Below are 14,518 nucleotides of genomic sequence, written 5' to 3'. Positions count from 1 at the left end.
CTCGCGCGACCACGAATAGACATAAGTCGTCATATGACGATCAGAGCCAGGAAAGAACATGCCCAAAAAATCTCACTCAGCGCTGCGCCGTAACTTCCGCGAATTGCTTGCCAAACCGAGCTGCGTTGAAACCGCTTCCGTATTCGACCCCATGTCCGCGCGCATCGCGGCAGACCTGGGGTTTGAAGTGGGTATCCTGGGAGGGTCAGTCGCGTCGTTGCAGGTATTGGCGGCGCCCGATTTTGCGTTGATTACCTTGAGTGAGTTCGTTGAGCAGGCCACGCGCATCGGGCGTGTGGCCCAACTGCCGTTTATTGCAGATGCCGATCACGGCTACGGCAACGCCCTCAACGTGATGCGCACCGTCGAAGAACTAGAGCGCGCCGGCGTGGCCGCATTGACGATTGAAGACACCTTGCTGCCGGCGCAATTCGGGCGTAAATCCACTGACCTGATTTCCATCGAGGAAGGCATCGGCAAAGTCCGCGCCGCCCTGGAAGCCCGTGTCGACCCTGAGCTGTCGATCATTGCCCGGACCAATGCGGGTGTATTGCCCACCGAAGCGGTGATCGAACGCACCCTGGCCTATCAAAAAGCCGGTGCGGATGGGATCTGCATGGTGGGTGTGAGCGACTTCGAACACCTGGAAAAGATCGCAGAAAAGCTCACCGTCCCCTTGATGCTGGTGACTTACGGCAATCCCAAGCTCAACGACGCCCAGCGTCTGGCCAGCCTGGGCGTGCGCGTGGTGGTTGCCGGGCATGGCGCCTATTTCGCGGCGATCAAAGCCACTTACGACAGCTTGCGTGCCCAACGCCAGTTAACCCACAGCACCTCCAACCTCAGCGCGACCGAACTGACGCACACCTACACGCTGCCCGAAAGCTACGTGGCGTGGGCTGAAGAGTTCATGGACGTCAAAGAGTAGGTAGCAGTCCCAACGCGGGCTGTGCGACGGTTCGACAAGCCCGCTCACCACAAAAGCTGATCTGCTCCCCGCTATCAGCCAACCCAACCTACGGCAGCCTTGGGAATCACCTCCGACTCATCCAGCTTCGACGCAAACATACTCACCGCCTGCACCGCATCGCTGGTGCTGGTGCGAATCTGCAAGATCACCGAACCTGCCTGGTCCGCCAGTTGAACGCCACGTTGCGCGCCTTCCTGGGTGGCATTCATGCTGGTCACCGCGTCGCGGGTTTCGGAGAGGATCATGCCGATCATCTCGGCGATTTCCGCCGTGGAGCGGCTGGTTCGGCCAGCCAGTTGCCGGACTTCGTCGGCCACTACCGCGAAGCCCCGGCCTTGGTCGCCGGCCCGTGCGGCTTCGATGGCGGCGTTGAGTGCCAGCAGGTTGGTCTGGTCGGCAATGCCACGAATAGTGTTGACGATCGCGGTGATTTGCTCGGAACGATCGCCCAGTTGCCCGACCAGGCGCGCCGAGGAGCCGATGTTTTCAGCAATCCGGCGCATCTCCGTGGCAGTTTCCTGAATGACCTGGGTGCCGTGCTCGGCAAACCGTTCGGTCTCGGACGAGATGTGGTAAGCCCGCGAGGCGCCACGGGAGTCTTCTTCGAACTTCTCCACGCGTTCGGTGATGTCACTCGCGAACTTGACGATCTTGAGCAGCTTGCCGTCGCCGTCGTAGACCGGGTTGTAACTCGCTTCCAGCCACACGACGCGGCCATGTTTGCCGAGGCGTTTGAATTGCCCGGTGAAGAATTCGCCGTTGTTCAAGCGGCGCCAGAAGTCGGCGTACTCGTGGCTGTTGATCAAGGTGGGTTCGCAAAACAGGCGGTGATGTTTGCCTTTGAGCTCAGCCAGCGAATACCCCATGACGTTCTGGAAATTGGCGTTGGCGTCCAGTACCTGGCCGTTCAAGTCGAATTCGATGACAGCCATTGCCCGGTCCAGCGCCGCCAGTTTGCTGCGGGTAGCCGCTTCCTGTTCGACGCTGGTGGTGATGTCCAGCGCGTACTTGACCACTTTCAATACCCGGCCACCCTCATCCAGGACCGGGTTGTAGCTGGCCTCAAGCCAAATGGTCTTGCCTTGGGCGTCCACCCGCCTGAACTTGCCCGACACAAACTTGCCGGCCTTGAGGTCCGCCCAGAACTGGCCGTAGGCCGGGCTGCTGGTGAGCGCCGGCAAGCAAAAATCACGATGGGATTTACCGGCCAGCTGCTCGCGGCCGTAACCCAGCGTCCGCAGAAAGTTGTCGTTAGCGCTTAACACCTTGCCATTGAGGTCAAATTCGACCACGGCCATGGAGCGTTCGAGTGCTGCAATCAGTCCCTTGTATTCGGTGACTTCGGCCGTCCTGGCTGCCAGTTCTGTTTTAAGCGTTGTATTGAACATGACGTGAACCTCAACCGTGTGCAGAAGCTATCTCTAACTCGCTATCGGCGGCTGAATACGCGACTTTACGCGGCGTTGATATTTATTTTCTGGCGTCAAAAAGCTGCTCCCGCGGGTTTGCCCAAGCGGCTGATTTCGGGGACCATGGGCGCCTTTACGAACCGTCCAACGAGAGGCACCCATGGCCAACCACGACCTGTCCTACACCCCCGATCCTGATGCCGATTCCATCTCCTCCGACGTGATCGGTTTCAACGGTATCCTGGTCTCCACCCAGATCCCGACCCGCGCTGACGGCAGCCTGGAGCTGGGCGATATCACCTTGCAATGCGAATGCACCCTGCAAGCCCTGAAAGTCGCGCTGGAAAAGGCCGGCAGCTCCATGGACCGGGTGATGCACCTGACCATCTATCTGACGGATATGGCCGATCGCGCCGCGTTCAACGAGGTCTACAAACGCTTCTTCGCCAAGCCGTGGCCCGTGCGTGCGGCGGTTGGCGTAGCTGCGTTGGCGGTAGAAGGCATGCGCGTGGAAGTGACCGCGATGGCCGCCAAGGCCTGAGTGCGTGCCGGTCAGGCATTTCACAGCTACAATGCGCGCCTCAACCGTGACAAGCCTGACTAAAAAAACTATGTCCATGCCCAAGCATCACCTGGAATTGCTCAGCCCTGCCCGCGATGTCGCCATCGCGCGCGAGGCGATCCTGCATGGCGCTGACGCCATTTACATCGGCGGCCCCAGTTTCGGCGCTCGCCATAACGCCTGTAACGACGTGAGCGATATCGCTCAGTTGGTAGAATTCGCCCACCGTTACCATGCGCGCGTCTTCACCACCATCAACACCATCTTGCATGACAACGAACTGGAACCCGCACGCAAGCTGATCCATCAGCTCTACGATGCCGGTGTCGACGCGTTGATCGTCCAGGACCTGGGCGTAATGGAGCTGGATATTCCGCCCATCGAGCTGCACGCCAGCACCCAGACCGATATCCGCACCCTGGCCCGCGCAAAGTTTCTCGACCAGGCCGGTTTCTCGCAGTTGGTGTTGGCCCGTGAGCTGAACCTGCAAGAAATCCGCGCCATTGCCGACGAGACCGATGCCGCCATCGAGTTCTTTATCCACGGCGCCCTGTGCGTGGCGTTCTCCGGGCAGTGCAACATCTCCCACGCGCAAAATGGCCGCAGCGCCAACCGTGGCGATTGCTCCCAGGCCTGCCGCCTGCCGTACACCTTGAAAGACGATCAGGGCCGCGTCGTGGCCTTTGAAAAACACTTGCTGTCGATGAAAGACAACAATCAGAGCGCCAACATCCGCGCCCTCGTCGAAGCCGGTGTGCGTTCGTTCAAGATCGAAGGCCGCTACAAGGACATGGGCTATGTGAAGAACATCACCGCCTATTACCGCCAGCGCCTCGACGATGTGCTCGAAGACCGCACGGACCTCGCCCGCGCATCCAGCGGCCGTACCGTGCACTTCTTCCTGCCTGACCCGGAAAAAACCTTTCACCGTGGCAGCACCGACTATTTCGTCAGCGACCGCAAGATCGACATCGGCGCCTTCGATACCCCGACCTTCACCGGCCTGCCGGTAGGTACCGTGGAAAAAGCCGGCAAGCGCGACCTTCAAGTGGTCACCCATGAGCCGTTGTCCAACGGTGATGGCCTGAACGTGCTGGTCAAACGTGAAGTGGTGGGGTTCCGCGCCAACATCGCCGAGCCCAAGGGCGAGTTCGAGGAAGACGGCCAGAAGCGCTACCGCTACCGCGTCGAGCCGAACGAAATGCCCGCCGGCCTGCACCAGTTGCGCCCGCACCATCCGCTGAACCGCAACCTGGACCATAACTGGCAACAGGCACTGCTCAAGACCTCAGCCGAGCGCCGTATCGGCCTGTCGTGGGTGGCGCGCCTGCGTGAAGAGCAACTGGAAATCACCGCGACCAGCGAAGAAGGCATCAGTGCTGGCGTTACCCTGCCCGGCCCGTTCGGCGTGGCCAATAAGCCTGAGCAAGCGCTGGATACCCTGCGCGACCTGCTTGGCCAACTGGGCACCACCGAGTACCACGCAACGGATATCAAGCTGGACGCGCCTCAGGCGTTCTTCATCCCCAACTCTCAGCTCAAGGCATTGCGCCGTGAAGTGATCGAAGCACTGACGGCTGCCCGTGTCGCCGCCCACCCCCGTGGTGGACGCAAGGCCGAAACCACCCCGCCGCCGGTGTACCCGGAAGCGCATTTGTCGTTCCTGGCCAACGTTTACAACCAGAAGGCCCGCGACTTCTACCACCGTCACGGCGTCCAGATGATCGACGCGGCGTTTGAAGCCCATGAAGAAACCGGCGAAGTGCCGGTGATGATCACCAAGCACTGCCTGCGTTTCTCGTTCAACCTGTGCCCTAAACAGGCCAAGGGTGTGACGGGCGTGAAAACCAAGGTCGCGCCGATGCAATTGATCCATGGCGACGAAGTGCTGACACTGAAGTTCGACTGCAAACCGTGCGAGATGCACGTGGTGGGCAAGATCAAGGGGCATATCCTTGGCCTGCCGCAGCCGGGCAGCGTGGTTGAGCATTTCAACCCGGACAAAATCATCTTCCAGGGCACGCACTGACACTGCGGGAGCGGGGCCACCACCAGCCCCGCTGCAACCCGGAAGCCGCCAGCAGAATCGTTGCCACTCCCAGCCATTGCAGCCAACCCAGTTGGTGTCCGAATGCAATCCAGTCGACACCTATCGCCGCTATCGGGTAGATAAACGATAGCGCGCCGGTCATGGCCGTCGGCAGTTTCTGGATCGCGCCGTACAGCAACACATACATCAACCCGGTGTGGACAACACCGAGGGTGACCAACGCCGGCCAGGCATAGCTCGTCTGCGGCAAGCTGTTCCAAGGCACCAGCGGGGCCAACAGCAACGCGCCGGTGATCACCTGGATCAATGCCAGCAAATGCGGCGGCACGCCCTTCAAGCGCTTGATGATCAACGCCGCGACCGCATACAAAAACGCCGCACCCAACGCCAGCGCGACGCCCGCCATATAATCCCCGCCACTGCCTTGTTGATCGCCATGAGCCGTGACGATTGCCAGCATCCCCAGGAACGCCACGCTCAGCCAGGCCAGCTTCTGCACGGTGATCCGTTCGCCAAGAAACAGCGCCGCCAGCATGACCAATATGAACGGCTGCACGTTGTACACCGCCGTACTGATGGCGATGGACGCACGGGAATAGGATTCAAACAGCAGCAGCCAATTACCGACGATGGCCACGCCGCTGAGCATCGCCAACCCCAGCTTGGCCCAACTGAGCAGGTCCAGGCGCAGGTAACCCAGCAGCGCACAGACCAGCAGTAACGTCAGCCCGCCGATCACGCAGCGCCAGAACACCACTTCGATCACCGACACGCCCGATACCAGCACAAACCAGCCAATGGTGCCGGAGATCAGCATGGCGGCGACCATTTCCCACAAACCGCGACGGATGGATGTGTCCATGATTGAAGCTCCTCAAGTGAGGCTCAATTATGGCAATCTGCTGGGTGGCGGCTCCAGCGACTAAATCAGGCCAGATGCCCGGATCACCTTTACTTATTAGGCGAATACCATGATTGACACTATCGACCAGCAACTGATCACGGCCCTGATGGACGACTCGCGATTGTCGCTCAAGGTGCTGGCGGGCATTACCGGGCTGTCCTCGCCCAGCGTCAGTGAACGCCTGCGTCGCCTGGAAGAGCGCGGCGTGTTGACCCACTACACCGTAGACGTGGACCCCAAGCACTTCGGCTATCTCCTGCAAGCCATCGTGCGCATCCGCCCCCTGCCCGGCCAATTGCAGGAAGTGGAACGCCAGATCCAGGCGATCCCCGAGTTCACCGAGTGCGACAAGGTGACAGGCGAAGACTGCTTTATCGCCCGCCTGCATGTGCGCACCATGGACCACCTCGACAGCTTGCTCGACCGTCTCAACGTCTACGCCGAAACCAACACCGCCATCGTCAAGAAAACCCCGGTGAAGCGGCGTTTGCCGCCGTTGGCGGACTAGATGCCAAGTACTCACTTCGTCGCGTAGCCGCTGTCGAGCGCAAGCGAGGCTGCGTCAGCGCAGTGTCAGGCACACCGCACACTCTGCCCCGCCAAAGCTCGGGGGATATTGATTGCTTCAACTACGCAGCGCCTGCGCAGCCCTCAGTAAGCCTCGAAATTGCACATACCGCGCCTCCAGCACTGGCTGTTGTGACTCGTCGGGCAGGTAGCGCGCCTTGACCGGCATGCCCTTGGCCAGCAACTCCTCGCCCTGCCCTACCGCCAGCAACCCCAGCTTCGCCGCCCCGATACACGCGCTCAACTCGCTGCCGTGCAGGGTATGAATTTCCCGCTGAAGAATATTGGCCAACAACTGCGCCCAATACTCGCTACGTGCACCACCGCCCACCAGCGCACAGGCGCCCACGCTGGCACCGGCCGATTGCACGGCGCGCAACGCATCCAGCAAGCCAAAGCCAACGCCTTCCATCACCGCATACCCGAGCATGGCCGGTGTGCAGTCGTGCCCCAGGTTCATGAAACCGCCACGCAACAAGGGATCGTTATGGGGCGTGCGCTCCCCGGCCAGGTACGGCAAAAACAACGGCGTGTTCAGCGGCACCGCCTGGGTGATCGGCAATTTCGCCTGGACCTGATCGAGCAACGTTTGCTCATCCGCCGTTCCGGTCAGTCGCGTGACCCAACGCAGGCAACTGGCGCCCGCGAGCATGGCGCCCATGGTGTACCAGCGCTCGGGCAACGCATGGCAGAAGCTGTGGACCGCGCTGGTCGGGTTGCCAGCCGCATGATCGGTAATAGCCACAATCGCCGCGCTGGTGCCGAGGGTGATGAAACCGTCACCGGCGTTGATTGCACCGATCCCCACAGCGGCCACCGGGTTATCACCGCCACCACCGGCAATCACAACGTCTGCTGAAAAACCGAGGCCACTCGCGGTCACCCGCGCACTCGGCGCACCGCCTTCCACCAGCCTGGGCATCTGCGCAGGCGTGAGGCCCGTTGCGTGCAGCATCGGAGCGAACCACTCGCGGCGCGCCACATCCAGCCACAGCGTACCGGCGGCATCCGACATCTCGCTGATGCGCTCACCACTCAGGCGCAGACGCAGGTAGTCCTTGGGCGACAGCACGCAGTCAATCGCCTTGAACACGTCAGGCTCATGCCGCTGCAACCACAACAGTTTGGGTGCGGTCAGCCCGGCCATGGGCAAACTGCCGGTGACGTCGGCAAACGCCGACCCCAGTTGCTCGGCTTCGGCCACAGCGCGGGAGTCATCCCACAGGATCGCCGGGTACAGCACGCGGTTGTCATCACCGAGTAAAACCGCACCGTGCATCTGCCCGGACAACCCGATACAGGCCACACGGGCAAACGCCTCATGCCGACGCAATTGGTCCAAGGCCTGTAGACAGGCCTGCCACCAGTCTTCAGGGGCCTGCTCGGACCAGCCGCTGTGGCGCCGCGACACACTCAAGCGCACGCCGGCATGGGCCAGCACGGCACCGTCGGTGTCCATGAGGATGGCCTTGAGTTCAGAAGTGCCGAGATCAATACCGAGGGAAACAGGACCGTTCATACGTGGGTTATTCCAATCAATCACAGCCGCAGGAGTTACGTAATTGCAGGGTCGGCGCCAGTCGTACGCTCTGCGGCGGCGAGCTGGGCGAAGCCATGCGTTGCAGCAATAAGTCCACCGCACGTGCGCCGAGGGCCTGGACCGGCTGTGCGATCAGGCTCAAGCGCGGCACGAAGAAATCCGCCCAATCGAAATCATCGAAGCCCACCAGGGCCATCTGCCCCGGCACCTCGATCTGCGCCTCCCGCAATGCCTGCATGGCACCGAGGGTCATCAGGTTATTGCCGGCCATAATTGCCGTAGGCGGCGCAGCCAGGCGCAGCAACTGCACGGTGGCCTGGCGTGCCGGCTCAGTGTTGGAGCCGCCGTTGACCAACAATTGCGCATCAAACACCAGCCCCGCCGCCTGCAACGCCGCTTTGTACCCGGCCACACGCTCATCCGTGGTGCTGAACCCGGCACGCCCGGCAATGAAAGCGATACGGCGATGCCCATGGGCAACCAGGTGTTCAATAAGGGCCTGGGTCGGCTGCGCATTCTCCACCCCGACCTGATCGAACTGCTCACTCATCATGCGATCCACGAGCACCGCCGGAATCTCGTTGGCCTGCAAATACTCCAGGGCCATCGAGCCGTTGGACGGCGCCAGCACAATCCCGTCGACGCGCCGGTGATGCAGCGCCGTGACCACCCGCAACTCCTGCTCCGGGTCGTCATGGGTATCGACAAACAGCATCATGTAGCCGTGTTTGGCGCACTCGGTTTCAATCGCGTGCACGGTTTCGCTGAAGTAATGGTTGGACAACGCCGAGATCGCCACGCCAATGGTGTTAGTACTGGAACGGGCCAGCGAGCGCGCCAGGGTATTGGGGATATACCCCAACGCCTGGATCGCCCGCTGCACCGCCTGCACCGTGGCCGGGCTGACTTTGCGGGTGCCGTTCAACACATGGGACACGGTCGAGGTCGACACCCCCGCCCGGCTTGCCACGTCATCCATGGTGACCACGGCGCGGTTCCTTTCAAAAGATCAATGTTTACTCGACCAGCCGCTGTACGTACCGACGTTGTCGCGCGTGATGAGTTTGGGGGTGAGCAGGGTAACCGCTTCGGCCGGGGCTTTGTCATTGAGAATGTCATTGCCCACATTCACCGCGGTCTGGGCCATGGCCCAAGGGTCCTGGCTGGCGGAGGCCTGGATCTGGGTGTCGGTCTTCAGGGCGTTCTCGATATCCGGCGCGCCGTCCACCGAGGTAATGATGATGCCGCTGCGCTTGAGCTGCTTGGCCGCCAGGTCGCTGCCGATAGCCTGCGGGTCGTTGATCGCGAACAGCCCGTCGATTTTGGCGAAGCGCGTGAGGTAACCCTGCATCACATTCAAGCCGCCTTCGCGCGAGCCCTTGCCGTCCTGGTCGTCGGACAGCACCTTGATCTCCGGCGCCCCGGCCAGCGCCGCCTTGCAGCCTTTGACGCGGTCGGTCACAGCGGTGACTTGCGGGCCGTTCTGGATAATCACATTGCCTTTGCCCGAGAGCTTGTCCACCAGGTACTGGCAGGCGAGCTTGCCGGCTTCGACGTTGTCGGTCTGCACGGTAGCGTTCACGCCTTTTGCGTCGACGTCCACCGCGACCACGACGATCCCGGCATCGCGGGCCTTCTTGATCGCCGATGCCATGGCGGAGGGGTCCACGGCGTTGATCAGAATCAGGTCGACCTTGGACGAAATGAAGTTATCGATCTGCGAGAACTGTTTGCTCAGGTCATAGTCGGCCGACACCGAGGTGACCTTGACGCTGGGGTTCAGCTCCTTGGCGCGGGCGGTTGCGCCGTCGGCCAGGGTCACGAAATACGGGTTGCCCAACGAGCCCATGCTGATGCCCAGGGCTTTGAGTTCACGGGCCTCCACGGCTTGGGACATCAGGGCAGCCAACGCAACGACGGGGAACAGGTGTTTAAGCTTCATGGTGATCTCTCTTGTGATTGTTGTATGAGTGAAATCAGGTCCGCGCACCGGACTGGCGATAACGATCCAGCGCCACCGCGCCAATGATCACGATGCCCTTGATGATGTACTGCCAGATATCCGAGACGCCCAGCAGCACCAGGCCATTGGTCAGCACCGCGATAATCAGCGCACCGATCAAGGTGCCGCCAATGGTGCCCACGCCGCCGGTAAAGCTGGTGCCGCCGAGGATCACCGCCGCAATCGCATCCAGCTCATAGGATTGCCCGAGTTGCAGGCCATTGGCCGCGAACAGCCGCGAGGCGCTCATCACCGCACCGAGCCCGGCCAACGCACCGGACATGGCATAGACAAACAGCAGCACCTTCCACACCTTGATCCCGGACAGCCGCGCCGCCTCTGGATTGCCGCCCACCGAATAAATCTGCACGCCCATCACCGTGCGGCGCAGGATGAACCACGACAGCGCCACCACCGCCACGGCGATCACCACCAGCCACGGCACACCCAGGATCGAGTCGTTGCCGATAAATGCAAACGGCAAGTCGGGGTTGAACACCGTCTTGTCGTCCGCCAGCAACCGCGCCAACCCACGCATCGCGGTGAGTGCACCGAGGGTGACGATAAACGGCGGCAGGCGCATAAAGGCAATCAACCCGCCGTTGACCAGCCCCAGCAGCAGGCCAAAGCCAATCCCGGCGGCAATCCCGAACATGCCGAACTGCGGCGACATCGACGCCTGCAACGCCACCACAGCGGATGCCGCCAGAATCGCGCCCACCGACAGGTCGATGCCCGCCGTGAGGATCACAAAGGTCATGCCCGCCGCCAGCACCACGTTGACCGAGGCCTGCTGGGTGATGATCGACAGGTTCTGCACCGTCAGGAAGTTCTCGCTGGCCAAGGCAAAGCCCACCAGCAGCAGGATCAGCACCGGCAACATGCCGACCGTGCGCATCAGTTCGCGGGCGCGCTCTGCCTTGCCTGTTGTTGCAATCATTGAATCAGCCATGGGCAACCACCTGATCGCCACCGGTGGCGAGGTCAATAATACGTTCCTGGGATATAGCGTGGCCCGAGGCCCCGCCGACTTCGGCCACCAACTGGCCTTCGCGCATGATCAGCACCCGGTCGCAGGTGCCGATGATTTCCGGCAGCTCGCTGGAAATCACCACGATGCCCACGCCGGCCTGGGCCAGTTGGTTGATGATGCGGTAAATCTCGGACTTGGAACCGATGTCCACGCCCCGGGTAGGTTCGTCGAGGATCAGCACGTGGGGCTTGACCTCCAGCAGCCGGGCCAGCAACACCTTCTGCTGGTTGCCGCCAGACAGCGCGCCCACGTTGACCTTGCCCGACGCCACGCGAATCGACAGTGACTTGATGGCAGCATTCGCGCGTTGCGCCGCATGCCCGCGATCGAGTACGCCACCTGCATGGGCATCCGGCACGCAAGCGCAGACGTTGATGTTGTCGGCCACGCTCATGTCCAGGAACAGGCCCTGGGCCTTGCGGTCTTCGGTGAGGTACACCACGCCGGCGCGAATCGCGTCCGCCGGGGTGCGCAGTTGGGTGACGGTCTTGCCCACCACTTCCAGGGTGCCGCTGGTGCGTGGGTCGGCGGCAAAGATCAAGCGCGCCAACTCCGTGCGCCCTGCCCCGACCAGCCCGGCGATGCCCAGCACTTCACCGGCGTGTACGTCGAAACTGCAGTTGCGCACGCGCTTGCCATCGGCCATGTCGCGCACACGCATCACCACGTTGCCGGGGTTGTAGGCGGCGTGTTCCTTTTTATAGAAGCCGGAGAGGTCGCGGCCCACCATCATCTTTACCAGCACCTCGGCCGATAGCGCGTCTCGGGTCAGTTCGCCGATGTACTGGCCGTCGCGCAGCACCGAGACGCGGTCGGACAACTCATAGATCTCGGCCATGCGGTGGCTGATATAGATGATCGCCAACCCCTGGCTGCGCAGTTGCTTGATCAGCGCGAACAGGCGGTCGGTCTCGCGGGACGACAGCGGCGTGGTGGGTTCGTCCATCACCAGAATCCTGGCGTGGGCGTGCAAGGCGCGGGCGATTTCCACCAGTTGGCGCTCGGCTATCGACAGGCTGCTGACCTGGGTGGTCGGCGTGAACTCCGCGCCCAGGCGTTGCAGCACTTCGATGCAGCCAGCCTGCATGGCCTGGCGGTCGATGGTCCAGCCTCGGCGCAGTTCGCGGCCCAGGTAGATGTTCTCGGCCACGCTCAGGTTCGGGCACAGGCTCAGTTCCTGATAGATCACGGCGATGCCGAGCGCTTTGGCGGTGGCGGGGTTGTAGGTGGCGATGGCCTGGCCGGCAATGCGGATTTCGCCGCCGGGATCGGCCTGGTAGGCGCCGGAGAGGATTTTCATCAGCGTCGATTTGCCGGCGCCGTTCTCCCCCATCAAGGCGTGGATTTCGCCGGGGTAGACCTTCAGGCCGACACTTTTGAGCACGCGCAAACCGTTGAAGGTTTTGCTGATGCCCTGCATTTCAAGCAAGGGTTCAAGGCTCATCAATGAGCTCCTGGTTTTATTATTTTTGTGGTCGAGCGAGGACGACTCTAATTCAGATACATTTGCTTACGCAAGCGCTTGCCTGCGCCTTTTATCGATTAGTGAAACGTTTCATCAGCGCACAAAATTAAAAACACCCCAATGCAGACGTATCACACCAAACGGATACGGTTAGCCATCAAAGCGCCATAATCTCTGCTATTGTCCAAGCACCTCATCTCCTCCTCGTCGCGTCATTGCGATCTTCTGTGAGCATGCTCTGCGCCCTCGCCTGCTGACGAAGGCGGGCCTGAAGTTCACGGAACGCGCTAACGATGGAAACACCTGGAATCACGCCGCCGCAGTCACGCGCGGAAAAAATCGTCGAATTCAAACGTCAGAAAACCCTGCTCAAGACCGGTGCCCTGCAAGACGCCATCTTCAACAGTGCTTACTTCTCCAGCATCGCCACCGACGAAAAAGGCGTGATCCAGATCTTCAATGTCGGCGCCGAACGCATGCTCGGTTACGCCGCAGCCGATGTAGTCAACCGCATCACCCCCGCCGATATTTCCGACCCTGCTGAGCTGATCACCCGCGCCGCCGCCCTCAGCCAGGAGCTCGACACCCCCATCACGCCTGGCTTCGAGGCGCTGGTGTTCAAAGCCTCGCGGGGCATCGAGGACATCTACGAGCTGACCTACATCCGCCAGGACGGCAGTCGCCTGTCCGCCATGGTGTCGGTGACGGCGTTGCGCAATCGCAATGACACCATCATCGGCTACCTGCTGATCGGCACCGACAACACTGCACGCAAACAGGAAGAAGCCGAGCGCAAAGGCTTTGAGCGCGCCCTGGAAGAAAAGAACCTGGAGCTGGAACACGCCAACCTCATGAAGTCCGAGTTCCTCGCGACCATGTCCCACGAACTGCGTACGCCGCTGAATGCGGTGATCGGTTTTTCCGAGGCGTTGAAGGACGGCCTGGTGGGCGACATGAGCGAGATCCAGCGTGAATACATCGGGGATATTTTCACCAGCGGCCAGCACTTGCTGTCGCTGATCAACGACATCCTCGATTTGTCCAAGGTCGAGGCCGGGATGATGGACCTGGAACTGGAGCCGGTGGAACTGGCCGGCCTGTTGGCCAACAGCCTGCTGATCGTGCGCGAAAAGGCCGCCCTGCAGCGTATCCAGCTCAAACTCGACAGCCAGGACGACTTGGGCACGTTGGTGCTGGACCTGCGCAAGACCAAGCAGATCGTCTACAACCTGCTGGCCAATGCGGTGAAGTTCAGCGCACACGGCAGCGACGTGACCCTGGCGGTACGGGAGGTCGGCCGCGCGCAAGTCGGCGAGGTCCCCGGCGATTGGCCGGTACACGGCTTTGCCCTGCAACCCAGCGTGCACCAGCGATTCCTTGAGCTGAGCGTAACCGATAGCGGTATCGGCATCGCCCCGGATGACATGGGCAAGCTGTTCAAGGCCTTCAGCCAGATCGACAGCAGCCTGGCGCGCAAATTCGAAGGTACCGGGCTGGGCCTGGCGATGGTCAAGCAACTCACCGACCTCCAGGGTGGCAGCGTTGCCGTGGCCAGCCGCGAAGGCCTGGGTGCGCGTTTTGTGGTGTGGCTGCCGCTGCATCGTGCGATCGACACAGCGGAGGCCACATGCCCGAAATCCTGATTGTCGAAGACAACGAAGCCAACATGCGCCTGGCGCGCTTGTTGCTGGTCAACGCCGGCCACAGCGTGTTGTGGGCCGCCGATGCCGAGAGCGGCCTGACCATGGCCCGCGAACACCAGCCGGCGCTGATCCTGATGGATATTCAATTGCCAGGCATGGACGGCCTGGCAGCCACCCGATTGCTCAAGCAAGACCCTCATACCGCGCACATCCCGGTGATCGCCCTCACCGCCATGGCCATGAAGGAAGACCGGGAAAAAGCCCGGCTGGCCGGGTGCGACGCGTATGTCAGCAAACCCCTGCGCTACAAGGAGCTGTACCAGGAGATCGACACCCTGCTGAACCCGACCCTCACTCCTCCTGTATGAGTCCT

13 protein-coding genes are annotated in these 14,518 nt (G+C 61.6%); 6 read left to right on the top strand and 7 right to left on the bottom strand.

Annotated features, from left to right (window positions below):
* The first annotated feature begins 58 nt into the window (after positions 1-58).
* Positions 59-928 carry an oxaloacetate decarboxylase gene (locus AOA60_RS02170; RefSeq protein WP_099582933.1) on the top strand — a complete coding sequence of 290 codons (870 nt, stop codon included), beginning with the start codon at positions 59-61 and terminating at the stop codon, positions 926-928.
* Positions 929-1,002: 74 nt separating this feature from the next.
* On the opposite strand, the gene AOA60_RS34150 is transcribed toward AOA60_RS02170, so the two are convergent.
* Complete coding sequence (locus tag AOA60_RS34150) at positions 1,003-2,358, bottom strand: PAS domain-containing methyl-accepting chemotaxis protein (RefSeq protein ID WP_099582931.1); 1,356 nt, start codon at positions 2,356-2,358, stop codon at positions 1,003-1,005.
* Positions 2,359-2,539: 181 nt separating this feature from the next.
* On the opposite strand from AOA60_RS34150, the gene AOA60_RS02160 reads away from it, so the two are divergent.
* Both AOA60_RS02160 and AOA60_RS02155 read left to right on the top strand, forming a co-directional pair.
* Positions 2,540-2,920 carry a RidA family protein gene (locus AOA60_RS02160; protein WP_099582929.1) on the top strand — a complete coding sequence of 127 codons (381 nt, stop codon included), beginning with the start codon at positions 2,540-2,542 and terminating at the stop codon, positions 2,918-2,920.
* Between the two features lie 70 nt (positions 2,921-2,990).
* The gene (locus AOA60_RS02155; protein ID WP_099582928.1) at positions 2,991-4,970 is read left to right on the top strand and encodes a U32 family peptidase; all 1,980 of its coding nucleotides are present in this window, start codon (positions 2,991-2,993) and stop codon (positions 4,968-4,970) included.
* Here the strand turns inward: AOA60_RS02155 and AOA60_RS02150 are convergent.
* Positions 4,948-5,853, bottom strand: a complete 906-nt coding sequence (locus AOA60_RS02150) for a DMT family transporter (RefSeq protein WP_099582926.1) — start codon at positions 5,851-5,853, stop codon at positions 4,948-4,950. The two genes, AOA60_RS02155 and AOA60_RS02150, sit on opposite strands and share 23 nt — an antisense overlap.
* Positions 5,854-5,962: 109 nt before the next feature.
* Here AOA60_RS02150 and AOA60_RS02145 point away from each other — a divergent pair, with 109 nt between their 5' ends.
* On the top strand, positions 5,963-6,403 hold the full coding sequence (locus tag AOA60_RS02145; protein WP_099582924.1) for an Lrp/AsnC family transcriptional regulator: 441 nt from the start codon (positions 5,963-5,965) through the stop codon (positions 6,401-6,403).
* Positions 6,404-6,520: 117 nt separating this feature from the next.
* On the opposite strand, the gene xylB is transcribed toward AOA60_RS02145, so the two are convergent.
* Genes xylB through AOA60_RS02120 form a run of 5 tightly spaced genes read right to left on the bottom strand, consistent with a single transcriptional unit; the run spans position 6,521 to position 12,481 of the window.
* A complete protein-coding gene (gene xylB, locus AOA60_RS02140) occupies positions 6,521-7,981 on the bottom strand; it encodes a xylulokinase (protein WP_099582923.1) in 1,461 nt (486 codons plus the stop codon).
* Between the two features lie 16 nt (positions 7,982-7,997).
* Positions 7,998-8,990, bottom strand: coding sequence for a LacI family DNA-binding transcriptional regulator (locus AOA60_RS02135; RefSeq protein ID WP_099582921.1), 993 nt, complete (start codon positions 8,988-8,990; stop codon positions 7,998-8,000).
* Positions 8,991-9,011: 21 nt separating this feature from the next.
* Entirely contained in the window at positions 9,012-9,944 is a 933-nt protein-coding gene (locus tag AOA60_RS02130) for an ABC transporter substrate-binding protein (RefSeq protein ID WP_099582920.1), read from the bottom strand.
* A 34-nt stretch (positions 9,945-9,978) separates the two neighbouring features.
* Positions 9,979-10,956 carry a ribose ABC transporter permease gene (locus tag AOA60_RS02125; RefSeq protein WP_099582919.1) on the bottom strand — a complete coding sequence of 326 codons (978 nt, stop codon included), beginning with the start codon at positions 10,954-10,956 and terminating at the stop codon, positions 9,979-9,981.
* Entirely contained in the window at positions 10,949-12,481 is a 1,533-nt protein-coding gene (locus tag AOA60_RS02120) for a sugar ABC transporter ATP-binding protein (RefSeq protein ID WP_099582917.1), read from the bottom strand. Before AOA60_RS02120 ends, AOA60_RS02125 begins: the two co-directional genes overlap by 8 nt.
* 314 nt (positions 12,482-12,795) lie before the next feature.
* Here AOA60_RS02120 and AOA60_RS02115 point away from each other — a divergent pair, with 314 nt between their 5' ends.
* Together AOA60_RS02115 and AOA60_RS02110 are read left to right on the top strand one after the other, a co-directional pair.
* Complete coding sequence (locus tag AOA60_RS02115; RefSeq protein ID WP_099582916.1) at positions 12,796-14,145, top strand: HAMP domain-containing sensor histidine kinase; 1,350 nt, start codon at positions 12,796-12,798, stop codon at positions 14,143-14,145.
* On the top strand, positions 14,130-14,513 hold the full coding sequence (locus tag AOA60_RS02110) for a response regulator (protein ID WP_099582914.1): 384 nt from the start codon (positions 14,130-14,132) through the stop codon (positions 14,511-14,513). The genes AOA60_RS02115 and AOA60_RS02110 overlap by 16 nt, the downstream gene beginning before the upstream one ends.
* The last annotated feature ends 5 nt before the right edge of the window (positions 14,514-14,518 follow it).

Origin of the sequence: Pseudomonas sp. 2822-17, assembly GCF_002742485.1 — a bacterium.
GTDB lineage: Bacteria > Pseudomonadota > Gammaproteobacteria > Pseudomonadales > Pseudomonadaceae > Aquipseudomonas > Aquipseudomonas cyclaminis.
Note: the sequence above shows the minus strand (reverse complement) of the source record. Positions and strands in the feature narration are given on the sequence as shown.

Coding starts and splice junctions, on each gene's coding strand:
- AOA60_RS02150 (WP_099582926.1), bottom strand. CDS start 5,853: ATGGACACATCCATCCGTCGCGGTTTGTGGGAAATGGTCGCCGCCATG.
- AOA60_RS02155 (WP_099582928.1), top strand. CDS start 2,991: ATGTCCATGCCCAAGCATCACCTGGAATTGCTCAGCCCTGCCCGCGAT.
- AOA60_RS02110 (WP_099582914.1), top strand. CDS start 14,130: ATGCCCGAAATCCTGATTGTCGAAGACAACGAAGCCAACATGCGCCTG.
- AOA60_RS02120 (WP_099582917.1), bottom strand. CDS start 12,481: ATGAGCCTTGAACCCTTGCTTGAAATGCAGGGCATCAGCAAAACCTTC.
- AOA60_RS02125 (WP_099582919.1), bottom strand. CDS start 10,956: ATGGCTGATTCAATGATTGCAACAACAGGCAAGGCAGAGCGCGCCCGC.
- AOA60_RS02115 (WP_099582916.1), top strand. CDS start 12,796: ATGGAAACACCTGGAATCACGCCGCCGCAGTCACGCGCGGAAAAAATC.
- xylB (WP_099582923.1), bottom strand. CDS start 7,981: ATGAACGGTCCTGTTTCCCTCGGTATTGATCTCGGCACTTCTGAACTC.
- AOA60_RS02145 (WP_099582924.1), top strand. CDS start 5,963: ATGATTGACACTATCGACCAGCAACTGATCACGGCCCTGATGGACGAC.
- AOA60_RS02160 (WP_099582929.1), top strand. CDS start 2,540: ATGGCCAACCACGACCTGTCCTACACCCCCGATCCTGATGCCGATTCC.
- AOA60_RS02170 (WP_099582933.1), top strand. CDS start 59: ATGCCCAAAAAATCTCACTCAGCGCTGCGCCGTAACTTCCGCGAATTG.
- AOA60_RS02130 (WP_099582920.1), bottom strand. CDS start 9,944: ATGAAGCTTAAACACCTGTTCCCCGTCGTTGCGTTGGCTGCCCTGATG.
- AOA60_RS34150 (WP_099582931.1), bottom strand. CDS start 2,358: ATGTTCAATACAACGCTTAAAACAGAACTGGCAGCCAGGACGGCCGAA.